Below are 26,313 nucleotides of genomic sequence, written 5' to 3'. Positions count from 1 at the left end.
CAGTTGACCCCGTTGCTCCGGTTGGACCCGGTTCTCCGGTTGCTCCGGTTACTCCTGTCGTTCCTGTAGCTCCTGTGATCCCAGTTACCCCTGTAGGACCAACTCTTTTAATCCCATTACAAGAAAAACTACTAGAACAACTACATTTATTCGAATTGGATTCAATCCCTTTTACGAAAGGAATTTTATTACTATTCTCATTATTATTATTCATAAAGGAAACCATTCTAACTTCCTCATTTCATTACATAAGGCTGTTCAAAAGAATTTTAGAACAATACGATTTAGATAAAATGAATTAATAACTATTACATTGAATATCTAATCGTTGTACAAAACTCCCCTTCTACTACCCCTGTTAAACCTGTTGTATCAATTTGAATTTCATCGAATAGCTTTTCTGAGAAAGCAACACTACTTTGTGGAGGGACAGTTAGAGACTCAATTGTTGATCCTCCTCTTAAAAAATTAACAACGATACTATCTGTTCCGGTATCATTTTTAAAATAGCCTGTAGCAAAAATAATTGGAGCGATATTATTTGTAAAAATTGTATTAATTCCGGGTGTATTCACTTGCCATGATATACAAACTTTATCTTGAAATATATTCTTAGTTGAGCAACGACTTTTACCATTACACATTTGCTTTGTCTCCTCATTTTCATGAATTAAACAGAATAACGAATTGTAATACAAAACTCCCCTTGAAATAATATACCTGCCCCAATAGGGACTACAGCTTGTATTACATCAAACCATCTAATTGTAAAGGATAAACTAGAACCTAGTGTGACAACTTCGGATTTAATCGTGCCTCCATCAGAGTTTAAAAATACTATTTGTATTGGTGTAGCAATAGAACCTACGTCATACTTAATAAAACCAGTCCCTATAATATTTTGGTTAAAATTATTTTGAAAAAGTGGAAGTGTAGCGGTTATTGTATCTCCTACTGCTTGCCAAGATGTACATACCTGGTCCTGAACAAATATCTTTTCGTGACAGCAAGCTAAAGTTGATGCCGAACAATTACATGAAGACGCCATAAATTACTTCCTTTCTAAGAAAAAATGCATATTATCTACTTATAATAAGCAAAGTGTCATGTATATGCTTGTACATTTGTCATAAAAAATCGAATCTACCACACATAGATCGGTGATAGATTATCATTTTAAAAATTGCTTAGTTAAATGCAAAATTACAAAATAAACGATAAAAAAGAATATTCTTATTTCACTACTTGGGAATACTTTATTTATAACTTGGTTACTAAATGTTTCATCAATCGTTGAATTCTAGTATAATAGATAAGATGTAAAAATTTGTTTATGATCTTTGATTTAGAAAGGATATTATAATAGATGGCAAATCAAGAATTAATGAATCAAGTTGCTAAACGCCGTATTTTTGGGATCATCTCTCACCCGGATGCAGGTAAAACAACTTTAACTGAAAAATTACTACTTCACGGTGGAGCTATTCGTGAAGCAGGTACAGTAAAAGCTCAAAAAAATTCAAAATATGCAAAATCTGACTGGATGGAAATCGAGAAGCAACGTGGGATTTCAGTAACTTCTTCTGTTATGCAGTTTGAATACGATGAAAAAATGGTATCAATTATGGATACTCCTGGTCATAATGATTTTGGTGAAGATACATATCGTGTACTAACTTCTGTTGACTCTGCAGTCATGGTAATTGATGCTGCAAAAGGTATTGAAGCACAAACAAAGAAACTTTTCCAAGTTTGTCGTTTACGTGGTATTCCTATTTTTACCTTTATGAATAAATTAGACCGTCAAGCTAAAGATCCATTAGAATTAATGGAAGAATTGGAAGAAGTTCTAGGTATGCCATCAGTTGCAGTTACTTGGCCAATCGGTAGTGGCATGCAATTTGAAGGTGTTTATGATCGATTAGAAAATGAAGTTCATCTTTTCCGTAAAGATGAAGTGATTAAACTTGGTCAAGACGGTGTACATGGTCCTGAGTTAGAAGGACATTTAGAACCTTCAAATTTAGAAAATTTACGTGATGAAGTTGATCTTTTAGAAGGAGCAGGAAATGAATTCAATTTAGAATTAGTTCAAGATGGAGAACTTACTCCTGTATTCTTCGGAACAGCATTAGTTGACTTTGGGGTAACTCCATTTTTAAATCATTTCTTAGATATGTCACCTGCACCAGGACCTCGTAAAACGATTAATGGTGTAGTTAATCCAACTGATGAAATGTTTAGTGGCTTTATCTTTAAAATTCAAGCTAATATGAATCCTGCTCACCGTGATCGTATTGCTTTCTTGCGAATTTGTTCTGGCGTATTTGAACGTGGAATGAACGTAATGCTTTCTCGTACAGGAAAACAAATTAAATTAAGTCAATCAACACAATTGATGGCTAATGACCGTGAAACTATTGACCGTGCATACGCTGGTGATGTCATTGGTATTTACGATTCAGGTACTTATCAAATCGGAGATACAATTACATCTAGCAAACAAAAATTATTCTTTGAGCCATTACCGACTTTCCCACCTGAGTTATTCTTACGAGTTAGCCCAGTTAACTCATTAAAATCTAAGCATTTCCATAAAGGTGTGGAGCAATTAGCTCAAGAAGGTGCAATTCAAGTTTATAAAAATGAATTCAATGAAGTTATTTTAGGTGCTGTAGGTCAACTTCAATTTGAAGTATTTGAATACCGCTTAAAAAATGAATATGGATCTGATATCCGTAAAGACCATGTTGATTTCAATATTGCTCGATGGGTTAAAACAGATGACGTAAAAGGACTTAAGAAATATCAAGATATGCGTAACATGCTAGTATTTGACCGTTTCGAACGTCCACTATTCCTATTTGCAAATGAATTTACTTTCAATCGTTTTAAAGAACGTCACGAGGAATTAGAATTAGTTGAAGCGCTTGATGTTAATAATGAAATACAAGTTGATTAATTGACGTAGAAGACCGATTTTTTCGGTCTTCTTTTTTCATATCACAATCCATAAAACTCCGTATTAACCCTCCTTCTTCTTTACTACTTAAAACTCCCGCTAAAACACACCAGTAGTTCGATAAGAAATTAATTTAGTAGGAATGAGTGTACAACACTGCACTAATCTACGTTTATTAAGGATAATTATCGTACTAGTTGAATAGGTTTAATAGACAGTAAATATTTCCCAATTTTAGGAGGAGTTATATGAAAAAAACTTTTAGAGGCATAGCTATAGGGACAGTTATTGCTACCGGATTAATTGTCACTAGTGGCTGCTCGTTTATGTCAACAACTGAATCGAAAGAAGCTACGGGTAAATCCGTTATTATAACGAAGGCAGAGTTCGAAAAGATTCAAAATGGCATGACAACGGAGGAAGTATTTAAAATAATCGGTGGTAAAGGCGAAGTAATGAGCGAAGCTGGAGAGAATGGTAAGCCAGGATACACAATTCTTTATACGTATTCCGGTAAAGGATCAACGGGAGCTAACGCTAACTTTACATTCCAAGACGGTAAGTTGATGGCAAAAGCTCAAGTCGGGCTAAAATAGATAAATACTGTAGAATCGGCGTCCATTATTGGGCGTCTATTTTGTGGTTGCATTTTATCTTTTATTCTTTTAAATTACATGTTTATCTTTAATCAACATTAGCTCCTTAAAATTCATTGCATCTATTCTTAAGATTTTATAGTTAGGTAAATTAGCCAATAAAAAAAGCAGTCGAGTATTCAACGGCTTTTAACTGTTTCAAGCTTTTTCTGAGTTATATTGAAGCGTCGTTTTTTGCTTAGGTTCTTTAATCGATAAATAAACAGCCACAACAATTAGAATACTTCCTATGAAAAAAGAAGGATTAATTTCTTCATTTAATAAAAAATAACCAAAGATCGTACCGATTAATGGTTGTAAAAAGAAAAATAATGATCCAGTGGAAGTATCAATAAATTCAAACCCTTTATTCCAAAGATAAAAGGCACCAGCAGTTGAGATTGTTCCTAAAAATATGACACCCATCCAAATCCAACTATTTGATGGTAAGTGAGTTATATGTTTACTTTGTTCAATAATCGTAAAAGGTAATGTGAAAATTACGCCAAATACTGTCGCCCAAGTTGTTACGGTTAATGATGAATATTTATTTGTCTGAACTTTACTTAGAACAGTATATAATGCCCAAGTAATTGCTGCTCCTACTAGAATGAGATTTCCAAAATATGCGCCTAAATTTGAATCTCCCTTTGGTAATCCAATGACAACGATCACTCCAATTGTTGCCAAAATTAATGAGACAATTTTTCGGCTATTAATTTTTTCTTTTAAAATAAAAAATGCAAATAATGATATTAATGCAGGTGATGCTGAAGTAATTAATGAGCCCATTGCTGCGCCTGAAAGCTTTGTACCAACAAATTGAAAACCAATTGAGCCAGTATAGCCGACTAAAGCAATAACTGCGAGAGGAACCAAATCTTTTTTATTTATTTTCCAGCTTTTTTGGTAAAAACTGATTACTCCTAATGATAATAAAGCTAAAAGAAATCTCATCTCGAGTAATAACCATGGAGAAATGCTATCTAATACAACTTTACTAACTACATAAGTCATCCCCCAAATACTTGCGGCCAAAGATAAATACAATGCTCCCTTAAAAAAATTCACTTAAGTCCCATCTCCTACCGTTTATTCCAATCATTTTTCGTAAGTCCAAACATCAATTCAGTTACATATTGGCATTTAAATAAAGAATTTTCTATTTTTTTCATTTCATGAAATCCTAACTTTTTAAGTAATTTAATGGAAGATCCATTTTGTTCTACAGCGATTGCGTTTATTTTTTCTTTATTTAATTCATTAAATAAATAATCAAGCATCCCTTGTAAAGCTTCAAAGGCATAACCCTTATTCTGGTATTTTGGCTCTAATGTAAAGCCGACTTCAACTTGATTTTTTGGATTTGATAAAGTATGTACCCCAATATCCCCTATTAGTTGGCCATCCATTTTATTTTCTATCGCTACTTGAACCCAAGCATCAGGTATATTCATTTCAGCTGATTTTTGCTTTTCGATATAATTAACCGCTTGATCATATGTATAATTTTCCCAGCCTTGATAAATCGCCACCTCTGGATTTGAGCGATATTTAAAAAAGTTGGTTACATCATCATCTTTAAACCTTCTAAGTTTTAATCGACTAGTCTCAATTTCAAAAAATTTTGGTTTACTCATATTCCACCTCTAAAATTTCTTTTCATTGTTTATTCTATTATACTTAGAAATTTCTAAATAAACTAACTTTTTCTTGCTATACTATTGTATTGCGTGCTGTAATCTATATTTATTAACGAGCCCCATCATTTAAACTCAAAAATATAGTTGACACAGCTAACTGTAAACATTAAAATTACAGTATACTCATTTAAGTTGAGTAAAGAGGTCAATTTAATTAGATTTTTAAAAATGATTCATTTTTATTTTTTTATCTCAACTGTAATCTTTTTTATTACATTTTAAATATAAGGAGTGTGTAAAGAATGGTGAATTTATATATTACATCAAGTTGTACATCATGTCGAAAAGCTAAGGCTTGGCTAGATGAACATGAAGTTGAATATCGTGTGAAAAATATTTTGAATGAATCACTTACACTTGAGGAGATTAAATCTATTCTTCGTATGACAGAAACTGGTACTGAAGAGATTATTTCAAATAAATCAAAAACATTTCAGGAATTAAATATAAATATTGAATCGCTTCCTCTTAATGAATTATATACATTGATCATTAATAATCCAAAAATGTTGCGTATGCCAATCATCCTAGACGAAAAAAGATTACAGGTTGGATATAATGAAGAAGAAATTCGTAGTTTTCTTCCTCGAAAGCTGAGATCTTTTTCATACATTAAATCAGAAAAAGTAGCTAATTAATAATAAAAAATGTCAGTTTTCTAACAAAAATAAACGATTTTAGGAGGCAGACCATGAATAGTGATTTCACTCTTGCCATTCATAGTTTAACTTATCTTGCGCTGCAGCCAGATCGCATGTCTACTAGTGATGCAATATCAGAGAGTGCCTGTGTTCATCCAGTTCGTATTCGAAAAGTGCTTAGTTTGCTAAAAAAGCATGGGTTTATTAAATCAAAGGAAGGAACTGGTGGTGGATTTATTTTTGCCTTAGACTTAAATAAAATTAATCTATGGGACATTTATTTGATCACCTCTGAGGGTGCATTACAGCCTAAGTGCCCAGAATCGAATGAAAAGTGTCTTGTTGGGGCAAATATGCAAAATGTTCTTTTTAATATATTCTTAGGTGCTGAAAAACATCTTGGGGGCTATTTAAAGCAATACACTATAAAAGACATTGTCGATCATATCAAATATGAGAATTGAGCAGCTAAAAAAGTGAAGGCTATGCCTTTCTTTGCCCGAAATGTAATAAAAAAAATTACAGTTCAGGCAAAATGCAGATTTGACCATTATAAATTTATTAACTCTAAATAAGTAGGTGGAAAAAATGAACTTAAATAAAGAATCAATTTTAAAAACAGGTGACTGGGTTAAAGGTAGATCAATTGATGGAGAATTAGTAATCGGTTATGTTGAATCATTTTCTATTCTTGATGAAATTGTAAATGTAAGTGTAATCACTTCAGATAAGAAAACAACTGTTGGCAAAACAATACAAATGCTAAATAGAAATGTCAAGAAAATCCCTGATTCCATTGTGGCAAATAAAGAACAGATTCGCTTTCTTATTGACTTAGCCCTTTCAACAGGAGATGAAGATTGGTTTAAAGAGCTATCATCACAGCTTAACTCGATGAAGCAACTTGTTAATGCCGTAAAATAATGCTCATTAAACTAATATAAGCTTTAATAATAATTTTTGAAGAGGCTGTTCCAAAAGGTAGATTTCAGCTTTGAAATTTAAAAAACAAAACGCAAGAATGTTGATTTAATAGCATTCTTGCTTTTTTAATTTGACGGTTTTTTAATCAAACAGGACCTTTGAGACAGCCTTTTTCAAAGTGTTGAAAAATGAGCTTGTCAACTACGCTAATTTTTGGTTGATTTCGACTAAAACCTGTCATGAGTAAAGAACACTGTAATTTTCACTGGTTTCCTTCCTCATGAACCTGGCTTCAGGAAGTATCTTTCTATTTTTCCCTAGTTTACTTCCTCATGAGCCTATCATATGTATGTTCCTTTCTAATGAACCTGTTATGAGTATGAACCTTTATAATTTTTGCTTATATAATGTATACTTAGACTTTTGTTGTTCTATATTGATAATGTTTTAGATCAACAGTCTGAAGGTTGTCTATTAGACAGCCTTTTTTTTGGTTAAATTCGAAAGTTTGAAACACAAAAAAAACTGATCAAATCATTGACCAGTTTCAAATCAAATTAATATTGAGTTAATTTATTCAATGGCGTTTGAATAATTAGTGGTTTTTTGGCAGGATCTAACCATTTTAAAATGGATACTACATTCGTTTTAGATGTAGCTGTGCAGCCTGCAGTATATCCCGAGGTTCCAGCTACGTGAAAAAAGATGGCACTACCTTTTCCTGGAGTTCTCGCTGTATTATAGTTAATCACAAATCCGTAATCATATTGTGAGATATTCATCTTTTCAGCAGATTTCCATCTCCCGTTATTTTCTGATGCTAATTGCCAAGTATTATATAATTTACTATTTGAATCATCTACAAAAACATCATTTGAAGTAATTTTACGGTAAGTCATTTTCGTACCTGGATTTGAATATCTACCGAATGCTGTTGTAATTGTATATTTCCCTTCAGGCGTTTCATAATCACCTTCATGCTTACTACTAATCATGCCATTTTTACCGATTACACCTGAATATGTATGTAATTTTTTCCAACTAGTACCGCTTTTTTCAAATGTTTCAATTAACACGTTTCTCGTACTTTCATTTTCTGCTGATACAATGATTAATTGCTTTGAAGTACCTAAAGTTTTCATTTTATTTACGGTCGAGGTAGAAACTGTAGTTGGTGTTTTTTTAATATATTTACTTGAAACCCATCCAGTTTTTGTCCCACTTGTCATTTTATACCAAGATCCACTTGTGCTTGTAATTGTAACTTTTGCACCCTTTTTAAGTGTCCCAATTATTTTATAACTTGTACTTGGACCGCTTCTTATATTTAAAACTGATGCAGTTAATGTACCGCTTATCGTCGCAGCTTCCACGATTTTAATTGAACTTGGAGTAGGATTTCCATAGAATAAACCTCCAGTTAAAATTGATAGTGCTAAAGTAGTTTTGCAAATACTTTTAATCATTCAATCAGCTCCATTGTAAAGTAAATCTATTTTTGAGCCTTTATTATACATAACTAACCTTACATAATAAGGACATTTTTATTACAATTCAATTAGTTTTATAACATTTCTCTAATAAATGTTTTAATTATTAAAATTTTTTCGATACTATTTAAATTATTATCCAAAATGACAAAAAAAGAAGCCAATTTAAAATTTGGCTTCTTTTTTGATTAATGTCCAACCATCATAGAAGATTTTGACTCGTCAAGCTCTTCTTTTGAAGCATCTGCTTCTTGTACTTTTGGTTTACGTAAAATGATTGCTAACAAAGCTCCTGCTAATGCAATTCCTGCTGCTAGTAAGAATGTATCACCAAATGCTGAAATCATCGCATTTAACGGATTCGTTGTTTTTGCCATATAATCCTTTGTGCTAGAAGTTAAAAATCCAGCCATACCCGCTACTGCAAATGATACCATAACTTGCTGAGCTGCTGCAGTTAAAGGAGTTACACGACTAACTAAATGTCTTGGTGCAGATTGTAGTACGTGTGTATTAATCGGCATCATTGATAATCCCATTCCAGCACCCATCATAGCAAGTGTTAACATAATAAATGTATTTGATGAGTCTACTGAAATTTTAGAGAAAATGAATAATGAAGTAGTGATAATGGTTAAACCAACTAACGCCATCGGTCTAGCACCAACTTTATCATACATTTTACCGCCAATTGGCATCATTAAAGCAGATGCTACTGCTTGTGGTAACATAATTAAGCCCGTTTCAAATGCCCCATATTGTTTAACTGTTTGTAAAAATAATGGAACGATTAGGAAAGAACCGAATAATGCAATTTGCATAATCCATGTAATTAAAATACTTCTAACAAAATCAGATGATTTAAATACACGTAACTCTAGTAAAGGTTGTTTTAGGCGAAGCTCTACAAAGATGAAAAGTAATAATGCAACTCCACCAACAATTAAACCTGTTAATGTTTCTCTTGAAGTCCAACTTGTTGAACTTTGACTAACTCCGTAAGCTAACATTGAAAAGGCGATTGGCGCAATAATAATGCCTAATTTGTCTAAAGCAGGTACTGATTTTGATTCAAAATTAGGTAAAAATTTAGCACCAATTATTAATGCAATAATTCCGATTGGTAAATTAATTAGGAAAACCCAGTGCCAAGTTGAATACTCTACGAACCAACCTGAGATAACAGGACCTAATGCAGGTGCAAGTAACATTGGAATTCCAAGCATCCCCATAATTGAGCCTATTTTTTCTGGAGGAGCTAATCTAAAGATGATTGCCATACCGATTGGCGCAACCATTCCTCCACCGATTCCTTGTATTACTCGGAATAAAATTAACTGTTCCGGTGTTTGTGCTACAGAACAAAGAACTGAACCGATTGTAAAAAATAAAATCGTTAATAAGAAAATTTTCTTAGCACCAAAACGATCAGACATCCAGCCTGCAAGTGGAATGACAGCTGATAATGCTAATGTATATCCTGTAATTGTCCACTGCATTTTTGTTAAATCAGATTTAAAATAATCGGTAATTCCAGGTAATGCTACGTTTACTACCGTACTATCTAAAATAACCATGATCATACCGACGATTACAGCCATCATTGGACCAATAATCGTTTTTACGCTAAACGGCGTGTCAGCCGAATTTTGCTGATTATTCATATAATATCCCCATTTCTTCTATCTATTTTGAAAAACTGTGTTGTAATTCAGTCAAATTTTCTATTGTATTTATTAGTATAAAAATCTTTTAATGATAAAAGCGAAATTTGAACAGAAAGTCTATCATACATAAAAAAAATCTAAATGTAAATAGTAATTGTCCTTAATTTAGAAACAGTATTCACAATAAGTACAGTATAATTTATTCATATACCCATTTCAAGTTTAATGTTTAATTATTTTTGTTGATTTTTTGTAAACTTGCAATGTCATAAAAAGAATACATTAAACAAATAAAAAATAGCCCTTATGATTCTATTCACAAAGGCTATTTTTAATCACATTATTTATTTATTTTTAACATACTTCATCATTAAATGAGCAATTGTATGTTGCTCTTGTTCATCTGCAACATTCCAAAGATCTTTTAAAATTTGCTCTTCTGCATTTTTTGGCTCAACTTCATTTGCTAAGTAATTTCCTAAGCGATATGCCATTTCAGAAATAGCACCTTCACCAACACCTTTGTCACCTGTTGCTTCTAATCGATCTCCTAAAAAATCTTTCCATTGATCCCAGTTATCTAAAATTGACATCGTTTTTCACCCCATCATAATAGTTGTTGAAGATTACATAAATACTATTTACATTTTATAAAGTAATTATGTATGAATTATTATCCGGGTAATATTGTCAGAAAATTAAAATAAAAAGAGCTAACTATTTCAAAATTAGCTCTTTACATTAGTTTATTTTTTATTTTCGTTCATAAAAAATATCGCTAAAGTACCAGGTCCTGCATGAGCACCTATAGCAGACCCGATTGAATTAATGACAAATTCCTTACATCCAAATTCCTCTGTCATCGCATTTTTTATTTCATTTGCTTTATCTAAGTCATCACCATGTGAAATACCAATTATTTGATTTGATAAATTTGTCCCTCGAGATTCCATAATTTCAAGAATTCTTTTTATTAATTTTTTAGAACCTCTAATTTTTTCAAGTGGGACTAGTTTTCCATCTTCAACATGTAAGATTGGTTTAATATTTAATAAATTTCCTACGAAACCAGCCACTTTACTCAAGCGACCACCACGTACCAAATACTGAAGGTCATCTACTGTAAAGATATGTTCAATATGTTGTATGCTATTTTTTATATTATTTAAAACCTCTTCTTTTGTTGCTCCGTTTGAGGCAAGTTTTGCAGCATGAATAGCTATTAATCCTTGTCCAATAGATGCACTTTTTGTATCAAATATCTCTAAATCATAATCAGGAAATTCCTCTTCAAACTCATTTTTTACCATTACTGCTGATTGATATGTACCAGAAAGTTCAGAAGAAAACGCAATATAAATACATGGAGTATTTTCTTTTGCATATTTTACGAAAGTATTATAAATAGACTCATACGAAGGAAGAGATGTTTTAAATGCTTTTCCGTTTCGCATTTCATTAAATAGAGTCTTTGAATCCAATGTTAAACCATCAAAATATTCTTTTTCATCTTCTGAATAGACTCTTAGTGGAATGACATCAATATGATATTGTTCAATGATCTCCTTTGGTAAATCGGCCGCACTATCTGTTATTATTTTTAAATTCATCTAATCATACCTCTGTTTCAAAAAATTGGTTTAATTCATATACTATTTTCTCATAAAATGTTATGACAGAAAAACATTTTGTTTTAATATAATTTTAATAATAATATTTGCTATTAACGAATAGATACCTTCTTTTTTCGTATTCTTAACAAAAAATTATTAATTTACCACTCGAACTGTTTATTTGGATAATAGCCATATCGGTATTCTAAGTGCTCTTTTTCAGATTCGTTTCTTTTATTTCGCAGTGCATAAATAATTAAAATTGCTCCGAACACTTGAACCCAGCTTCCAACAAGTAATAAGTCTTCACCTAATGTAACTTTTTCATGTAGTAATGCCACATTACCAATGCCGTCTATTAAAGCACCTAAACCGATTAATTGATTTCCATAAGCCTCAATATTATCTAGTTGGGTTTTCTCCATTAATGCCGCAGTTGTTTCAATTTGAGCACCTATTGATTGAATAACACTTCCAACAGCATTTAATTTATGACCTTCTCTTTCCAACCCTTCAATTTCTAAATTTGTTGAAAATGTATTTGTACTATTTCCAATTGCTTGAATCCAAGCACCAATCATCAAAGTTAATTCAATATCTTTTTCTTTTTCATTTTCTTTTTTTGCTTTCTTATATAATTTTTCTCTACCAATAGCTTGAATGGAGTTGCCAAATGCTTCAATTGCATTCCCTGTAGCAAATAATCTTCTTCCAAAGTTCTCACTTACAATCTTTTTACTCGAAATCCCAACGGCCGACGTTGTTGTACCAAATAATAAAAAATAAGCACCGATTAGTGGTAAATCATCAATTAAATCCCTCAATCTGACACCTCCGTTCAAACAGTATTTAAATTAGTTTATTCAAATTTTAATTTAATTGACAATTTATAATTAAAAAACAATTAGTTTTTGTATGAATTGGAAAATTGATTAGTTATGAAGTAAATGAAAGTAGAACTTGGTAAAAAGAGTTCATTCATCTAAAGTAGTTAGACTCTGTTACATAAGTAACTACTAAACCTAATTAAAATTACTAAAAATAAAAATGGACTCAGGTTGGTCTATACAATCTGAGTCCCATTTTATCATTTTTTATTGAATACGATTTTTAAATGCTTCTTCTGTCACAATATAATCTTCTTCGCGATCTTCATGTTTACGGTCTTCAGGAGCGACTAGTGATCCTTTTGGGTGAGTTGGTTCATGACCTTTTTTCTTATGATTAAAGCTTTTACCTCTTGCCATTATAAAATCCTCCTTAGGTTAAATCATCATTAATAATATGAGTATTTGGACTATAACTTATAGATGGTAGATTATTACAAGGAAGAATTTAATTGTGTCGATTTTGATGATATGATAAGTGAAAGGTCTAAATTTTAGTTGAGGTAAATGATGAATAAAGAGATTGCAATCAGTATTTCAGATCATATTATAAAATGGATGGCTTCAAACCATTCTTTATTTAGTATTGAAGAAATTCCAACAACTTTAAATACGTTACATAATTTTCAACAATGGGCAAATGGTAAACCGATTGTTTCAGCCTTTCATTTAAGTAAAATCGAGGAAGAAAGTTATTATTTGCTATTAATCGACTGGCATCGAAATGATAATTTTTATTTAGTCATCTATGTTGAAAATAAATCGACAACCGCTGCAGAAATAAGAGAAATTCGAGAGCAAGATGGCCTACATTTTTTAGTTTGGAAATATAATCCATTGAAACGAGACGGTAAAAATGCTGAGAGAAAAGCTTATTTCAAACAAGCATTTGGTTCACTTCAAATAGAAATATCCATTCCGAGAACTACTAATGAAGTAGAACAATTTTTTAATGCTCTTTACAAATTATGTAGAAATCGACGAACTGCAGACCGAATTATAGAACAGTATGATTACTAAAATTTAACAAAAGAGAACCTTCTATTTTTTATGAAGGTTCTTCACCATATAAATCTTCAAAACAAATAACACAATTTTTCCCACTTTGTTTTCCTACATACATAGCCTGATCAGCACGATTAATACTATCAACTACACCTTTTTGCGGGTAAAATCTCGATAGTCCAACCGTCATCGTTACGTTTATGTTTTGACCTTCATAATGAAATTCGTGTTCCTCAATCGCACTTCTTAGTCTTTTTGCGATTTCTTTCGATTGATGAAATGGTGTATTCGTGAATACGATTAGAAACTCTTCTCCACCCCATCGTCCTAAGTAATCCTCATTTCGAATCAATTCTTTCATTAATTTCGCACTCTGACTTATTACAAAATCTCCTACAGTATGCCCATAATGATCGTTAATTTTTTTAAAATTATCGATATCAAAAATCAAGAATGAACAGTTTAATTGAGTTTCATTTGTTTTTTCTAAATCAGAGAGTATCAATTCATAAAGCCCTCTTCGATTTAATACACCAGTTAATGGATCTTTTAATGAAAGATCTTCAAGCTCGGTTTTTTTGCATTCTAAATCCTTTACTAATTCCTTTAACTTTTTTTCAGCATCCATTCTTTTTACCCCAATCCATGTTATACATACTAAAAGAATAGTGATAAAGATGATTGGTAGAATCTTAATACCAATAATTTTTATCATAGCTGAGGTTGATAAAATGTAATAAAACGTCCAATCCGTACCTGGTATATCACGTTTTAACACTTTCATTCCGTTAAAAATTGTGAATGTCCCATCCTGCATTGAATTTAATTTTTTTAAAGATCCACGAGAATACATTTGATCTAATTTAGACAAATTGATGATTTTATCAGATGATAAAAATTCTTGTTTTGAAGAAGCTATAATACTTCCCTTTTCATCCGATAAAATGGCTGTATAATCTTTATTTAATTCTTTACTTAAATTTTCAAATGTAATATCAATTGAAATTGATCCAACATATCGTTGTTTATAATCAACAGGAGAAGAAACTGTTACCATCATCCCTTTACCTGCTTTGTCCAAATATGGACGGCTCCAATAAGGTTTTCGAGATGGATTTGTCTCGATTGTTCCTAAAGTTGAACTTTCTTCTTTTAATACATCATTCGTAAATTTAAATTTAGTAGACAAAACAAAAGGATATAAATTATTAAAACCAGAGATGCTTGTATAGTAAATCCAAGAAATTTCCGGATATGAACTGTATATTTCTGAAAAATAGTTATTTAATCGATCTGCCAACAATATTTCCTTAAATCTCAATGGATTAACTTTTGGATTTCCGATTCCCGTAATATTCCCCTTTTTACTTTCATACTTAGTATCTTTAATCGAATCACTATTGAACTCTTTCTTTATCGGATCATAATGGATGTAACTTACGTCTGCCATCCCATTATCACTTACAACTTTATTTAAATATTCATTTGAATAAATCTTTAAAACTTCAGTGAAATCATAACCTGTTTTTGAAAAATTTTGTATGTTACGGTAATCTATGTCAAAACTTTGTTCAAATTTAGTTGTTTCAGTTTTATTAAAATAATGAAGTGAGCTTCCTACAAAAACGATTGATATAATAATGACCAACAATAATCGAGTACGTTTCAAATGTGTCGTCACTCCTACTAAATTTAGCGTTTATAAGCTGTTCATGAAACTTACTTTTTTCTTATTTACATTTTGAATTTTTAAAAATCTAAATTGAACAACCGACACATTCACTGCAAGTCTTTTTAGTGGTACACCAGCATCGTTCCACCTTTTAAATTGATAATATGCAGTTTTTAATACCCATTTACCAAATAAAATAATAAGTCCTGTTATATTTGCAACTTAAATGAATTCTATTTTAAAATAGCGAACTTACGATTATTTTAACTTTTAGATTTAAATTTCTCAACGTCAATGGAACAAAAAATCAATCATAATGAACAGTAGCTATTAATAAAAATAAACCTAATTCAAATGAACTAGGTTTGTTTTTATATTTTTTATTGATCAACTCATTTACTTTAGCTATGTAAAAAAGCTTAAACATTAACAGAGTTTTGAAACTTTGCACTCTTTTTTAATAATAGAGGAGTTATCAAAAATCCGATAATCATCCCCGCCAAGTGGCCAGTTAAACTGATCGATGGGATAATCAATGAAGTTAGTAATCCGATTCCTAAAAATGTAATGACAAACTTACGATCATCTGAAAAGAGCATCTTTTTTCTAAAAACGGTAATAAATAAATACATTCCTAAAAAAGCATAGCCAACTCCGGATGCCCCTGTCTCAACTGTATTAGGCAAGTAATTAAAATTAATAATCAGTCCTGTAATGATCACCGATAATAAATAAAATAATAAAAATTTGACTGAACCTAACACTCGTTCCAATGGTCTACCTAAAATAATCATAAAGGTCATATTCATAAAAAAATGAGCATAGCTACCGTGCATAAATGCATAAGTAAAAAGTCTCCATATTTCCCCTTGTTTTACTAATTCGTGCTCATATCCACCTAATTTGATGATGTTTTCAATCGTATATCCACCTAAAAATGTCGTAATAATTGCTAATATAGAACATAAACCAACCATAACAGTTGTGATTGGATAGTTCCTTATAAATGTTTTGAAGTCTTCTGTCACCAAAAACATCAATCTTCATCCCTTCTTGGAGCTATTATCAAGTTGTTTTTTATATTTTCTAATTACTTAATTCGACATTTTTCTGTAAATTCCTATTCTTAAATAAAAAAATCATACAAAATTTAGAGGCAAAAATAGGATTCTATTTATAAACTTTTAACTTTTTAAAGCCCTATTCATTTTTGAATAGTAAAGGAATGTATTTTTGAATAAGTTTTAAAGGCGTAAAAGTATTAATATATTTTGCACTCGTAAAAACAGCTACGAAATGATTTTTTGGTGAAATAATGATAAATTGACCGCCATAACCCATAGCAAAATATATTGTCGAATCAAGTTCCTTTATCTCATTATTTTCAAGGACCCACCAGTGATAGGCATATGCACCAACATGTGGATATGTAAGATACTTCGCTTTTGTTGATTTTTCAATCCACTCACTTGAAATGATTTGTCTATTATTCCATTTTCCTTTTTGCATCATTAAAATCCCAAGCTTTAATAAATCATCTGTCTTTAAACTTAAGCCAAATCCCCCAATATTAATTCCTTTTGAATCTTCGTGCCAAATAAACTCCTTAATTCCCAGCGGATCAAATAACAAACGTTTTGCAAACGTAGATAGTTTTTCATTCGTTACCATCTGAATAATCGCACTTAGTACTTGTGATGCTCCAGAATCATAAATCATTTTTTCACCCGGACTATGAACCATTTCTTTTTCTAGTACATATTGGATCCAGTCTTTACTATTAATCATTGGGAATGGACGCCCACCCCATTCTCCCCACTCTTGCCAATCATATCCAGGTGTCATTGTTAGCAAATGTTCGATCGTAATTTCTCGTTTTTTCGTTTCGATCGTTGGAAAATATGTAGAAATTGGTACATCAACACTTTCAATAAAGCCTTTATCAATTGCTATTCCTATTAACATTGATAAAACACTTTTCGTAACGGAATTAATTTTGAATAGTTTTGTTTCACTTTTTGAATTTTTATAAAAATGATACTTAATTTCTTCATTTTGATAAATTAGACAACTTGAAATCCGTTCTTTTTTTAATTCATTTTCAAACTTTACAAAGTTCATCGTGCTTGTATTCAAATCAATTCTCCTTTCAGATTGATAAAGTAGTTCTTTCTATTTAATGATTCATTCTAAATATGTATTTTTTAAAAAATTATCTCCTTTAAAACAAAATCGAGCTGCGATATGCAACTCTAAAATGATCGATTCACTATTTTTTTATTTTTAAATAATGTTAATCAAAACAAGTTTCTTTATTGGGATCTTGATAATATTCAAACATTAATTTTAATTGAGAAACAGTATTTCGATTGAGCGAAAGTTCTGGTAAATGCTCTAGATCAAAGAAATCAATATCACTTGTCTCTGGTCCAGTCGAGGGATTACCACCAATCATTTCACACTGTATAAATAGTTTATAGTAGTGATACGAATGAGGTGGATGGTCGTGCTTTGTCATGTCTAAAACTGCTAGTAGTTTCTTCGCTTTAACGTTATAACCTGATTCTTCAAAAATTTCTTTTACTACATTTTCTGAAGCAGATAATCCAACGTCACAAAAACCACCTGGTAAAGACCATTTATTTTCTAGCTTTTCTTTTACTAATAATATTTTACCATTTTTAAACACGACACCTCTAACATCAAGCTTCGGTGTGGGATACCCCCGTTCATTGCGAAACAATCCTTCGATTTCCTCAATTTGTAATTCCGAATAATGATTTAAAATATCAGCACTAATATGTCTTAGTTCTTCATACCTTTCTTTGTCAAAGACATCTTTCGTAAAAGTCAATCCTGCTTGAGAAATTGCTTGGATTTTTTGTGCCCATTCTAGCCACTTTATACTCATAGGAATTTCACATCCCTTTTCAACTATTAGGTAGTTTTACAAATTTTTTTAGACTTTGTCCTAATTTTAGTTTACGCATAATTGCTTTACTTTGACTTACTAAATGCCTATTAAAAAGGCTCTGTTAATGTAAATTGTTAATTTTCGAACAAAAAATAAGTCCACAAAAAATTGTGGTCTTTGCGTTTTCTTATGCAACAAAAGCATTTCGTTAGCCATCCATGATTCCTCAGATTCACAATAGTGAAGAGAGTTTATATCGTACTACCATGGTAGATGAATTTTAACTATTAATTCTACAAATCATTTACTATTACCTTCATTTTCCTTATTACACTAATATGCAATTTAGTTGTATAAGAAAATCAACAATCTTTTATAACAAGATAAAAAAGAAAGCTCTATCAAAAATAGGGCTTTCTTCAAACATTAAATGATCGAATTATCCATCGTTAACACAACTGGACAATGATCACTCCCCATAATATGGGAGTCAATTTCTGAATTTATTAGTTTATTTTGAAGTCTATTTGAAATAATAAAATAATCAATACGCCATCCAATATTTCGTTCACGTACTTTTGCCATATAAGACCACCAACTATATGAACCTTCTTTCGTTGGGTTTAAAAATCGAAAGCTGTCAGTAAATCCACTTTCTAATAATGCTGTCATTTTACCACGTTCTTCTTTTGTAAAGCCTGAATTCGTTCGATTTGATTTTGGATTTGCTAAATCGATTTCATTATGTGCGACATTTAAATCCCCACATAAGATGACAGGTTTATGTTCATCGAGCTTATTTAAATAGTTTTTAAACTCATCTTCCCATTCTAATCTTATCGGTAATCTAGCTAAATCTCTCTGAGAATTTGGCGTATAAACATTTACCATATAAAATTTCTCGAATTCTAAGGTTAATACCCTACCTTCTTGATCTTCTTCTTTACCATTAAACCCATAACTTACATTTAATGGTTTATGTTTCGTAAAAATTGCAGTACCAGAATAACCTTTTCTTACTGCAGAATGCCAATATTGATAATAGCCGTCTAATTCCAAGCTTATTTGATCTTCTTGGCACTTCGTTTCTTGTATACAAAATAGATCCGCTTTTTGTTCATTAAAATAATCTAAAAAACCTTTTTGTACACATGCTCTTATACCGTTTACATTCCAAGATATTAATTTCATACTTTTTTCTCCAATTTACGTTTCGGTTTCGGTTTTACTAATGATGAACGATAATCAAATTGATGAATCTGCCCGTGATAAATTGAAGTTTTTTCATATAACTCTTCAAAGGATGAAATTTCATATTCCTTCGTTAAATGAAGAAATATTTTCGCACAAGCTTCTGCATCTGCTAGAGCATGGTGGTGATGTTCTAATAAAATACCAAATTGACTCGATAACGTATCTAATGAATAACGAGATTGTTTTGGCAATACTTTCTTAGCAAGCTGAAGTGAACATAGTAAATTATTTAAAGATGAAGGTACGCCATATCTTGATAAATTATCTTTTAATGCGTAACCATCAAACGCTAAATTATGTGCCACTAATGTTTTCCCTTCAATTTTATCTTTAATCGTTTCATAAAATTCTGGGAACAGAGGTGCATCTTGTACATCTCTTGGTCTAATTCCATGTACAGAAATATTCATCGAATAAAATTCTTCTTCTGGATTAATTAGAGAGTAAACTTGGTCAACAATTACCCCTTCTTCAACAAATATAAAACCGGCAGCACAAATGCTATGTCGATTATAATTTGCTGTTTCAAAATCAAACGCTACAAATGATTTCATATGATATAACTTCCTCTATTAATATGATAAGTCTATTATAATCTTTTTTATATAAAGATGCATTTTTATCATAATGAAAAAAGTTCACATTTTCGCCATAATTTATTGTACAATATGAAGATTAATAGTCTATTAGTTAGTAAGAATCAAAGGATGTTGAAAATGAGATTTGTACAATTGATTGTTCAAATAAGCTTTCTTTACTTATTATTTTTTATTGGAAATATCATTCAGAAACAATTTCATCTGATGATCCCAGGAAGTATTATTGGTATGTTGCTCTTATTTTGTTTACTATTTATACCACTTTTTAAAGAAAAATGGGTTCGAGATGGTAGTAATTTTTTAAGTAAGCATTTAACACTTTTATTTATCCCAGCTACTGTAGGAATAATGAATTATTCTTCGATTTTAAATGTTCACGGTTTAATTTCAATTCTAATTGTTTTAGTTAGTACAGCAGTTGTATTTAGTTTGACTGCTAGCATTAGTTCGTATCTTACTTCAAGAGCCCATAAAAAACAATCAAACGATGTATTAGTTGGGAGGGATACGAATGAAGGACATTAAAAGTTTATTATTTATCCTCTTAACCATTTTATGTTATATTCTTGCCAAAAAAATGTACGCTAAATTCACTTACTCACTAATGATTCCGATTGTTACCTCTACTACAGTCATTATTATTATTCTTGTAAATCTTCATATTTCTTATGAATCGTATATGTATGGAGGAAAGTGGATTAACTTACTTTTAGGTCCTGCAGTTGTTTCTTTTGCCTATCCATTATATGAGCATCGAGCAACATTAAAGAAACACTGTATTTCAATATTAGTTAGTGTATTTGCTGGAACACTAATTGGCCTACTTTCAGGTGTATACTTATCACTATGGCTCGGATTAAAAAAAATCATCCTGCTTTCTTTGGCAGCAAAATCAGTTACAACCCCTTTAGCTATGGGGATCACTTCAATGATTGGTGGTATTCCGTCTTTAACGATTGTATATGTAATGATTGCCGGTATTTCAGGATCAATGTTTGGTCCTGCAATTCTATCAATATTTAAAATAGACCACCCTGTTGCGATCGGCGCGTCGTATGGAATTTCATCACATGGGATAGGTACAGCAAAAGCGGCAGAATATGGGAAAATTGAACAAGCAATCAGTTCAATTACAATGACGCTTAGTGCGATATTTGCCTCTATTTTGATCCCATTTATCATAAAATTAATACTGACATAAAACTACCCACAAGGTATTTATTTTCCTTGTGGGATATTTTTTGATTTTTACAGATTAATATTTTCGAAAACACTTAATTTACCATGGTCTTCCCCATCCCCATGGACGATAGAACCCCCAAGGTCTTCCCCATCCCCACGGACGGTACCATCCCCATGGACGATAATATCCCCAAGGTCTTCCAAAGCCCCATGGGCCAAATGCCGCTGCTCCTAATAAAAACGGAAAGAAAAATGGGAAAAATCTTTCATCTTTTTGTTGCGGTACACCGGAAAAATGATAATATGGTTGCTCGATTTGCTGACGATCATTATACATTATTAATCACCTCCATACTATCTAATGTACGGAGATTAGCTCATTTAGGAGCAAGGTCAAGTAGATAGGCAAAAGTACAAATTCAAAGGCGGAGAGTACTGTCCCTTTTTCCGTCTGATCCTAAATCATTTTGTACATTTCATATTGAGCTATTTTTTCTTTCTTAAATTCTAGTTTTTGCAAGAAACCTTGAAGACTATTGTTATTTGGAATTGATGAGGACAAAGAATTTAAATTTAGTTCACTAGCCGCAGATTGTAATAAGCTAGTAGCAATTTTTCGATGACGGTAAACTTTATCAACCATTAGGAAGCTGATTCTACCATTTTCATTGACTGCTAACGCACCTATATTTTCATCTTTAACTCTAGCAAGATAGTAACTAAAATTAGATAGTTTTTCTAAATAATCAATATCATTTTGCCAGTTTATATGATAGTCCCAATTTGTAATTGTTTCTTTGAAAGTAGTAAATTCTACTTTATTTATTTCTGTATTAGATGTTAATTGTATTTGTTTTAAACTTTCTAAATCTGATTTAGAAAAATAAGAAAGGTCATAAATCTTTTCGTATCCAAGTTTTTTATAAAAATTAATTGCACGATCATTTCCGACAATTACTTCTAGGAATAGTTGTTTACATCCGTTTTTCTCTGCTTCTTCTTTATGCAGTTCAAATAATTTTTGACTAACACCTAATCCCCTATAATCAGGACTAATAGCCAAAGTCCCACATCGCATCGTTTTAATCGATTCATACATTTTTATACCGCCTAAAATTACACCTACCGCTTCATTTTCATAAATTGCTACGAAAGAGTGCTCAAGTCTATTTCCTTCTGGTCCAAAAAACAAATTTTCAAACTGCTCCTTAGAATAATTGAATTTAACGATATAGTCTGAAAAACCAATCGTAAATGCTTGATAAGCTAACTCAATGTCTAATTCGCTACATCTGACATAATTTATTTTTTCCGGCGCAATATTTTTTTTCAAACTTGTTTCCATAAAATCACACGTCCTTTTATTTAGAAATAATAAGTTCATTTTGTTGAAGTTGATCATCGTTAAAAACAATTTTTTTATTAAATAGTAAATAACTAGTTACACATATAATCACAATGATAAGACTACCATGAAACAACCAAACAAGATGTGGCATGGATAAAAATGATAATAATGGTGATGCAGCTACAAAACCAATTGTAAAACCAACCCTATTTAACAAATTTGCTACTCCGAAGATTCTACCTCTTATAGAATTGTCGGTTTTCTGAATCATTGTTGAAAAATAAGTACCTGCTGCATTATCAAAGAAGCCAGTAAAAAAAGCGAAGAAAAATACTACCCATAAAGTATGATTCGATAGAAATAAAATGAAGCCGATTGATGTTAAAACTGAAGTTCCGTAATACATAAACAGATAATGTTGTTTTAACCTAGAAACCTTAGGAATTATCCAGGTCGAAAGGATTCCTCCAATACCCCAAGTTCCCCAAATGAGTCCTTGATAAAATGTTGCATGTTCTGAGTTAATTTTTTCTGCTAATATTGGGACTCCGACATTATGAGAACTTGCTGAGAATGTTTGAAATAAAAATACAATGAATACAAATACTAATAAAGGTTTAATTAGCACATAAGTTTTTACTTCTTTCAAATCATTAACTAATTGTTTCCATTGATTACTTACTTCTTTTTTAACCGTATTTTCCCATTTATAAAAGATTAGAACGAAGGCTGACAAGAAATAAGAAAGGGCATCTATTCCAATGATTACACGATAGTCTACAACCGTTGATAAGAATGCTGAGCCTAAAAATCCAATTACCATACTAATTGCAGCAAGTCGTGAAATAAAGGCATTTATTTTTAATATATTTTCTTCACCAAATATTTGAGGTAAATCCGCACTGAAGCTGACTGAAAAAAAACTTCCTAATGCACCAATGATAAATGCTACAATCGCAAACATGATTGGTGAAGGGAAAATACATAATATTAATATACTTATTCCTCTAGTAATATCTGAGAATATCATTAGCTTTCTTCGATTAGAACGATCCGCAATTACACCAGAAAATAAACTTGTTACAATCCCTCCACAAACACGAAGTGCTAAAACCGCAGCCAGCCAAGATGTACTTTTCGTCATCTCGTAAATCACTGCATTCATTACAACCAATTCCATCATACTACCTATGTCTGAGAACGCCTTTGTATACAAAAAATAGACTTTCTTTCCCATTAAAAATCCCTTCATTCTATGAAAATACGCACTTATTAATACATAGATAAACAAATAATTCTAATTTGAACTGAATTCATCTCTATCCCCCCTTTCAAATTAAAACTGACTATTAAGTTTATTTTATTGTATGAATAGTGTATGTTGTTTGCTTTATTTTTAACATAAAAAATTTTCTGAATTTAAAGTTTAGGTAGGAAAGTGTTCCCTTTCTCTACCCAAAACTTTAATTTTGAATGACTATGTAAGACATGATCATTTCTTCTGCAACTTTAAATTGCGCTTTGTAAATTTCATCTTCTTCTACTACTGAATAATGTAAGCAAATACCATCGATATTAGCCCAAAACAAACTAGAAATAATATCAGGATCAATTGTTTTCTTAAATTCACCAGATGCGATTCCTTGTTTAATAATTTCACTTAAAAATAAACGATATTGATCTTTGTACCTTTCAATCATAATGGCTTGTAGATTTTCATGTCTTGCTGAATTAATCCAAAACTCCATATGGACTCTAATCATATTTCGCCATATTTCAGTTAAAGATATTTCACTATACATTTGAAATAATTCTTTTAACTTATCTTTTGATGAACTAATATTTTGAAATCGTTGGTTAATTTTTTCAAAAGTTTGGACTGTTCTTTCTTGCATTAAAGTTAAATAAAGTTCTTCCTTACTTTTAAAATAATTATAAATTAGCCCTTTACTCGTTTTGGAATATGCAACAATGTCATCCATTGTTGTCATATGATATCCCTTCTCTCCAAAACATTTTAAAGCACTTTCAAGAAGACTCTCTCTTTTGCGTTCTTTATAATCATCTGAAACTTTTGGCATTGATCACATTCCTTTACTTAATAAATATATTTAAACTGACTGATTAGTTTATTTTATCAGTTAAATAATGGAATTTCAATAAAATAGTCGAAATAATCACACGATTTTTTTCCATTTCATAAAAAAAGTGACTAGAAGTCGTTAAACTTTTCTAGTCACTTTTTTTGGAGTCAAATTTAGTTTTGTTCAAGTTTTGCTTGAACAGAAGCTAACTTACCTTCCATTGTACTTTTCTTGTCGCGACGATCATCAATTCGAATAGTCGTTGCAACTCTTGAAATTCCATTTTCGAATGGTACTTCATGCATTTCTTGTACAACTTTTAATAATAATGGTAATTCGCCTTCAATAATTGTATTCATAGGTGTAAGCTGGAATTTCACTTCGCCATTATACTTTTCTAAAACTTTATGTATATTTGCTACATACGCACTTACACTAGGTGTTTCAGTGCCAATTGGTACGATTGAAACGTCAATAATTGCCATTTTTTTGTATTCTCCTTTTTTATCAAATTGTTACTTGTATATCCTAACATGTTTGTGATAAAAAGGAAAAAATTTACGATCATTCATCTCCTGGCTAGTGATAAACAATTTCTACTTCATTAAAATTAATATCCCTTGTCAATCTTCACAATATTTCTTAGTTTCTCGTTATTTTCTAATCCTTTAAGTGTATTGACAAAACATTTTACACCATCATTTGGTAAAGTAACAGCTGAAATATGTGGTGTTAGTTTTACATTAGGCATTTGCCATAATTCTGAATCAACCGGAAGTGGTTCAACTGCAAAAACGTCTAAAATAGCTTTTCGAATATACCCTTTATTCAAAGCTTCTTTTAAAGAGTCCTCACACACAGTTGCTCCTCTACCAACATTTATAAAACCTACATTATTTAACTGTTTAAATGTATTCATATCTAATATATTTCTAGTTTCATTTGTAGACGGAAGAACACTAATAATCCAATCTGCATGTTCTAAAATTGTAGAGCTTTGTTGAAATGGAACTATTTTTTCAAAATATGGTTTTTGACGACCACTCATAGAAACTCCGTATACCTTCATTCCTAAACTTGATAAAACCTTACCAATATGACCTCCGATTTCACCTGTACCATAAATAACAACTTTTTGGTCTTCTAAAGATTTTGGGATATGAAATTCCCACTTGTTTTCATTCTGTAGATTTGAAAATTGCTCATGTAATTGTGAATCCTGGAGTATATAACTTAAACAATATTGACTCATTTTTGGACCAAAAACATCAATCGTTCGCGTTAAAAGCACGTCATTTTTCCAACTAATTTTCATGAAACTATCTACGCCAGCTGCTAAAGAATGGACCCACTTTATGTTGCCAAATTCAAAATTTGGTGTTGGACGAAAACCAACATATGTATCAGCCCACTCATAATCCGCCTTTGTTACCTCATCTTCAGGTAAAAAACGAAACTCTTTTGATAGATTATGTGATTCAATTAGATCTTTAAGCTTATGATGAATTCGGCTAGTTACTAAAATTTTTTGAATTTCCAATGTCCTACACTCCTTTTTTGTCTTGAATAAATTTTAACATAATATTTCGAAAAGAATGAAAAGAAAACACTTCAACTAGTAAATAGGCGAATATTCAAATTAGCGATTCGCGATTATTTACTGCTTTTACTGTAAAAAGATTTTTTTGTCGATCTTCAATTATTATTTATCATAAAAAAAGAGGTTCCCTAAA

General features: G+C 31.2%; 30 protein-coding genes and 1 pseudogene. 8 read left to right on the top strand and 23 right to left on the bottom strand.

From position 1 onward, the window contains the following. From CN925_RS21490 to CN925_RS00395, 3 genes and pseudogenes are all read right to left on the bottom strand, one after another. Positions 1-214, bottom strand: a pseudogene (locus CN925_RS21490) (BclA C-terminal domain-containing protein); the annotation flags it as partial. 94 nt (positions 215-308) lie between these two features. Next, positions 309-644, bottom strand: coding sequence for a DUF3992 domain-containing protein (locus tag CN925_RS00400; RefSeq protein ID WP_098843787.1), 336 nt, complete (start codon positions 642-644; stop codon positions 309-311). 26 nt (positions 645-670) lie between these two features. After that, positions 671-1,048 carry a DUF3992 domain-containing protein gene (locus CN925_RS00395; protein WP_098843786.1) on the bottom strand — a complete coding sequence of 126 codons (378 nt, stop codon included), beginning with the start codon at positions 1,046-1,048 and terminating at the stop codon, positions 671-673. A 318-nt stretch (positions 1,049-1,366) separates the two neighbouring features. On the opposite strand from CN925_RS00395, the gene CN925_RS00390 reads away from it, so the two are divergent. Both CN925_RS00390 and CN925_RS00385 read left to right on the top strand, forming a co-directional pair. Further along, the gene (locus CN925_RS00390; RefSeq protein WP_098843785.1) at positions 1,367-2,962 is read left to right on the top strand and encodes a peptide chain release factor 3; all 1,596 of its coding nucleotides are present in this window, start codon (positions 1,367-1,369) and stop codon (positions 2,960-2,962) included. Between the two features lie 248 nt (positions 2,963-3,210). Further along, positions 3,211-3,558, top strand: coding sequence for a DUF3862 domain-containing protein (locus tag CN925_RS00385; protein ID WP_098843784.1), 348 nt, complete (start codon positions 3,211-3,213; stop codon positions 3,556-3,558). 198 nt (positions 3,559-3,756) lie between these two features. Here CN925_RS00385 and CN925_RS00380 read toward each other — a convergent pair whose 3' ends face one another. Together CN925_RS00380 and CN925_RS00375 are read right to left on the bottom strand one after the other, a co-directional pair. Next, positions 3,757-4,668, bottom strand: a complete 912-nt coding sequence (locus tag CN925_RS00380; RefSeq protein WP_286138227.1) for a DMT family transporter — start codon at positions 4,666-4,668, stop codon at positions 3,757-3,759. A 14-nt stretch (positions 4,669-4,682) separates the two neighbouring features. After that, positions 4,683-5,237, bottom strand: coding sequence for a GNAT family N-acetyltransferase (locus CN925_RS00375; protein WP_098843783.1), 555 nt, complete (start codon positions 5,235-5,237; stop codon positions 4,683-4,685). Positions 5,238-5,542: 305 nt separating this feature from the next. Here CN925_RS00375 and spxA point away from each other — a divergent pair, with 305 nt between their 5' ends. The 3 genes from spxA to CN925_RS00360 all read left to right on the top strand — a co-directional run bounded on the left by spxA (position 5,543) and on the right by CN925_RS00360 (position 6,865). Beyond that, on the top strand, positions 5,543-5,938 hold the full coding sequence (spxA, locus tag CN925_RS00370) for a transcriptional regulator SpxA (RefSeq protein ID WP_098843782.1): 396 nt from the start codon (positions 5,543-5,545) through the stop codon (positions 5,936-5,938). Positions 5,939-5,991: 53 nt separating this feature from the next. Then, positions 5,992-6,405, top strand: a complete 414-nt coding sequence (locus CN925_RS00365; protein ID WP_098843781.1) for an RrF2 family transcriptional regulator — start codon at positions 5,992-5,994, stop codon at positions 6,403-6,405. A 124-nt stretch (positions 6,406-6,529) separates the two neighbouring features. Then, positions 6,530-6,865, top strand: coding sequence for an IDEAL domain-containing protein (locus CN925_RS00360; RefSeq protein WP_098843780.1), 336 nt, complete (start codon positions 6,530-6,532; stop codon positions 6,863-6,865). Positions 6,866-7,422: 557 nt separating this feature from the next. On the opposite strand, the gene CN925_RS00355 is transcribed toward CN925_RS00360, so the two are convergent. The 6 genes from CN925_RS00355 to CN925_RS21130 form a co-directional block, all read right to left on the bottom strand. After that, positions 7,423-8,331, bottom strand: a complete 909-nt coding sequence (locus CN925_RS00355) for an SH3 domain-containing protein (protein WP_098843779.1) — start codon at positions 8,329-8,331, stop codon at positions 7,423-7,425. Positions 8,332-8,543: 212 nt separating this feature from the next. After that, complete coding sequence (locus CN925_RS00350) at positions 8,544-10,019, bottom strand: DHA2 family efflux MFS transporter permease subunit (protein ID WP_098843778.1); 1,476 nt, start codon at positions 10,017-10,019, stop codon at positions 8,544-8,546. A 347-nt stretch (positions 10,020-10,366) separates the two neighbouring features. Then, on the bottom strand, positions 10,367-10,615 hold the full coding sequence (locus tag CN925_RS00345; protein ID WP_098843777.1) for a DUF3243 domain-containing protein: 249 nt from the start codon (positions 10,613-10,615) through the stop codon (positions 10,367-10,369). Between the two features lie 153 nt (positions 10,616-10,768). After that, complete coding sequence (locus tag CN925_RS00340) at positions 10,769-11,632, bottom strand: DegV family protein (RefSeq protein WP_098843776.1); 864 nt, start codon at positions 11,630-11,632, stop codon at positions 10,769-10,771. A 164-nt stretch (positions 11,633-11,796) separates the two neighbouring features. Beyond that, positions 11,797-12,459, bottom strand: coding sequence for a DUF6944 family repetitive protein (locus tag CN925_RS00335; protein WP_098843775.1), 663 nt, complete (start codon positions 12,457-12,459; stop codon positions 11,797-11,799). A gap of 270 nt (positions 12,460-12,729) precedes the next feature. After that, a complete protein-coding gene (locus CN925_RS21130) occupies positions 12,730-12,882 on the bottom strand; it encodes a hypothetical protein (RefSeq protein ID WP_165347078.1) in 153 nt (50 codons plus the stop codon). Between the two features lie 150 nt (positions 12,883-13,032). On the opposite strand from CN925_RS21130, the gene CN925_RS00330 reads away from it, so the two are divergent. Further along, positions 13,033-13,542 (top strand): hypothetical protein, encoded by a 510-nt coding sequence (locus tag CN925_RS00330; RefSeq protein ID WP_098843774.1) that lies wholly within the window; start codon positions 13,033-13,035, stop codon positions 13,540-13,542. Positions 13,543-13,570: 28 nt separating this feature from the next. Here CN925_RS00330 and CN925_RS00325 read toward each other — a convergent pair whose 3' ends face one another. The 6 genes from CN925_RS00325 to CN925_RS00300 all read right to left on the bottom strand — a co-directional run bounded on the left by CN925_RS00325 (position 13,571) and on the right by CN925_RS00300 (position 19,921). Beyond that, on the bottom strand, positions 13,571-15,196 hold the full coding sequence (locus CN925_RS00325) for a sensor domain-containing diguanylate cyclase (protein ID WP_098843773.1): 1,626 nt from the start codon (positions 15,194-15,196) through the stop codon (positions 13,571-13,573). A 422-nt stretch (positions 15,197-15,618) separates the two neighbouring features. Beyond that, positions 15,619-16,236 (bottom strand): rhomboid family intramembrane serine protease, encoded by a 618-nt coding sequence (locus CN925_RS00320; RefSeq protein WP_098843772.1) that lies wholly within the window; start codon positions 16,234-16,236, stop codon positions 15,619-15,621. Between the two features lie 163 nt (positions 16,237-16,399). After that, on the bottom strand, positions 16,400-17,335 hold the full coding sequence (locus CN925_RS00315) for a serine hydrolase domain-containing protein (RefSeq protein ID WP_098843771.1): 936 nt from the start codon (positions 17,333-17,335) through the stop codon (positions 16,400-16,402). Between the two features lie 157 nt (positions 17,336-17,492). Then, on the bottom strand, positions 17,493-18,110 hold the full coding sequence (locus CN925_RS00310) for an NUDIX hydrolase (protein ID WP_098843770.1): 618 nt from the start codon (positions 18,108-18,110) through the stop codon (positions 17,493-17,495). A 429-nt stretch (positions 18,111-18,539) separates the two neighbouring features. Further along, entirely contained in the window at positions 18,540-19,304 is a 765-nt protein-coding gene (locus CN925_RS00305) for an exodeoxyribonuclease III (RefSeq protein WP_098843769.1), read from the bottom strand. Continuing rightward, positions 19,301-19,921 (bottom strand): 3'-5' exonuclease, encoded by a 621-nt coding sequence (locus tag CN925_RS00300; RefSeq protein ID WP_098843768.1) that lies wholly within the window; start codon positions 19,919-19,921, stop codon positions 19,301-19,303. Before CN925_RS00300 ends, CN925_RS00305 begins: the two co-directional genes overlap by 4 nt. Positions 19,922-20,083: 162 nt before the next feature. Between CN925_RS00300 and CN925_RS00295 the strand changes: the two genes are divergently transcribed. Both CN925_RS00295 and CN925_RS00290 read left to right on the top strand, forming a co-directional pair. Beyond that, entirely contained in the window at positions 20,084-20,491 is a 408-nt protein-coding gene (locus tag CN925_RS00295; RefSeq protein WP_180232762.1) for a CidA/LrgA family protein, read from the top strand. Further along, entirely contained in the window at positions 20,478-21,167 is a 690-nt protein-coding gene (locus tag CN925_RS00290; protein WP_286138226.1) for an LrgB family protein, read from the top strand. Before CN925_RS00295 ends, CN925_RS00290 begins: the two co-directional genes overlap by 14 nt. Before the next feature lie 78 nt (positions 21,168-21,245). Here the strand turns inward: CN925_RS00290 and CN925_RS00285 are convergent, their stop codons facing one another. From CN925_RS00285 to CN925_RS00260, 6 genes are all read right to left on the bottom strand, one after another. After that, the gene (locus CN925_RS00285) at positions 21,246-21,485 is read right to left on the bottom strand and encodes a hypothetical protein (RefSeq protein WP_098843766.1); all 240 of its coding nucleotides are present in this window, start codon (positions 21,483-21,485) and stop codon (positions 21,246-21,248) included. A gap of 120 nt (positions 21,486-21,605) precedes the next feature. Further along, positions 21,606-22,493 carry a GNAT family N-acetyltransferase gene (locus tag CN925_RS00280; protein ID WP_098843765.1) on the bottom strand — a complete coding sequence of 296 codons (888 nt, stop codon included), beginning with the start codon at positions 22,491-22,493 and terminating at the stop codon, positions 21,606-21,608. A 16-nt stretch (positions 22,494-22,509) separates the two neighbouring features. Continuing rightward, positions 22,510-23,733, bottom strand: coding sequence for an MFS transporter (locus CN925_RS00275; protein WP_180232760.1), 1,224 nt, complete (start codon positions 23,731-23,733; stop codon positions 22,510-22,512). A 226-nt stretch (positions 23,734-23,959) separates the two neighbouring features. Continuing rightward, positions 23,960-24,577, bottom strand: coding sequence for a TetR/AcrR family transcriptional regulator (locus CN925_RS00270; RefSeq protein ID WP_098843763.1), 618 nt, complete (start codon positions 24,575-24,577; stop codon positions 23,960-23,962). Positions 24,578-24,753: 176 nt separating this feature from the next. Beyond that, a complete protein-coding gene (locus CN925_RS00265; protein ID WP_097978604.1) occupies positions 24,754-25,065 on the bottom strand; it encodes an MTH1187 family thiamine-binding protein in 312 nt (103 codons plus the stop codon). Positions 25,066-25,190: 125 nt separating this feature from the next. Beyond that, entirely contained in the window at positions 25,191-26,120 is a 930-nt protein-coding gene (locus CN925_RS00260) for a D-2-hydroxyacid dehydrogenase (protein ID WP_098843762.1), read from the bottom strand. Between the last annotated feature and the right edge of the window lie 193 nt (positions 26,121-26,313).

The sequence above is a fragment of the Bacillus sp. AFS055030 genome (assembly GCF_002574545.1).
In the GTDB taxonomy this organism is placed as follows: domain Bacteria; phylum Bacillota; class Bacilli; order Bacillales; family Bacillaceae_G; genus Gottfriedia.
The sequence above is the reverse complement of the archived record's forward strand: the minus strand, read 5'-3'. Positions and strand labels throughout refer to the sequence as shown.

Bases quoted from the DNA above. Each gene is read 5' to 3' on its own strand.
- CN925_RS00265 (WP_097978604.1), bottom strand. From the start codon at position 25,065: ATGGCAATTATTGACGTTTCAATCGTACCAATTGGCACTGAAACACCT.
- CN925_RS21130 (WP_165347078.1), bottom strand. From the start codon at position 12,882: ATGGCAAGAGGTAAAAGCTTTAATCATAAGAAAAAAGGTCATGAACCA.
- CN925_RS00285 (WP_098843766.1), bottom strand. From the start codon at position 21,485: ATGTATAATGATCGTCAGCAAATCGAGCAACCATATTATCATTTTTCC.
- CN925_RS00310 (WP_098843770.1), bottom strand. From the start codon at position 18,110: ATGAGTATAAAGTGGCTAGAATGGGCACAAAAAATCCAAGCAATTTCT.
- CN925_RS00350 (WP_098843778.1), bottom strand. From the start codon at position 10,019: ATGAATAATCAGCAAAATTCGGCTGACACGCCGTTTAGCGTAAAAACG.
- CN925_RS00400 (WP_098843787.1), bottom strand. From the start codon at position 644: ATGTGTAATGGTAAAAGTCGTTGCTCAACTAAGAATATATTTCAAGAT.
- CN925_RS00300 (WP_098843768.1), bottom strand. From the start codon at position 19,921: ATGAAATCATTTGTAGCGTTTGATTTTGAAACAGCAAATTATAATCGA.
- CN925_RS00270 (WP_098843763.1), bottom strand. From the start codon at position 24,577: ATGCCAAAAGTTTCAGATGATTATAAAGAACGCAAAAGAGAGAGTCTT.
- CN925_RS00395 (WP_098843786.1), bottom strand. From the start codon at position 1,048: ATGGCGTCTTCATGTAATTGTTCGGCATCAACTTTAGCTTGCTGTCAC.
- CN925_RS00275 (WP_180232760.1), bottom strand. From the start codon at position 23,733: ATGGGAAAGAAAGTCTATTTTTTGTATACAAAGGCGTTCTCAGACATA.
- CN925_RS00330 (WP_098843774.1), top strand. From the start codon at position 13,033: ATGAATAAAGAGATTGCAATCAGTATTTCAGATCATATTATAAAATGG.
- CN925_RS00305 (WP_098843769.1), bottom strand. From the start codon at position 19,304: ATGAAATTAATATCTTGGAATGTAAACGGTATAAGAGCATGTGTACAA.
- CN925_RS00360 (WP_098843780.1), top strand. From the start codon at position 6,530: ATGAACTTAAATAAAGAATCAATTTTAAAAACAGGTGACTGGGTTAAA.
- CN925_RS00375 (WP_098843783.1), bottom strand. From the start codon at position 5,237: ATGAGTAAACCAAAATTTTTTGAAATTGAGACTAGTCGATTAAAACTT.
- CN925_RS00385 (WP_098843784.1), top strand. From the start codon at position 3,211: ATGAAAAAAACTTTTAGAGGCATAGCTATAGGGACAGTTATTGCTACC.
- CN925_RS00390 (WP_098843785.1), top strand. From the start codon at position 1,367: ATGGCAAATCAAGAATTAATGAATCAAGTTGCTAAACGCCGTATTTTT.
- CN925_RS00355 (WP_098843779.1), bottom strand. From the start codon at position 8,331: ATGATTAAAAGTATTTGCAAAACTACTTTAGCACTATCAATTTTAACT.
- CN925_RS00320 (WP_098843772.1), bottom strand. From the start codon at position 16,236: ATGTTTTTGGTGACAGAAGACTTCAAAACATTTATAAGGAACTATCCA.
- CN925_RS00365 (WP_098843781.1), top strand. From the start codon at position 5,992: ATGAATAGTGATTTCACTCTTGCCATTCATAGTTTAACTTATCTTGCG.
- CN925_RS00345 (WP_098843777.1), bottom strand. From the start codon at position 10,615: ATGTCAATTTTAGATAACTGGGATCAATGGAAAGATTTTTTAGGAGAT.
- CN925_RS00280 (WP_098843765.1), bottom strand. From the start codon at position 22,493: ATGGAAACAAGTTTGAAAAAAAATATTGCGCCGGAAAAAATAAATTAT.
- CN925_RS00295 (WP_180232762.1), top strand. From the start codon at position 20,084: ATGAGATTTGTACAATTGATTGTTCAAATAAGCTTTCTTTACTTATTA.
- CN925_RS00290 (WP_286138226.1), top strand. From the start codon at position 20,478: ATGAAGGACATTAAAAGTTTATTATTTATCCTCTTAACCATTTTATGT.
- CN925_RS00340 (WP_098843776.1), bottom strand. From the start codon at position 11,632: ATGAATTTAAAAATAATAACAGATAGTGCGGCCGATTTACCAAAGGAG.
- spxA (WP_098843782.1), top strand. From the start codon at position 5,543: ATGGTGAATTTATATATTACATCAAGTTGTACATCATGTCGAAAAGCT.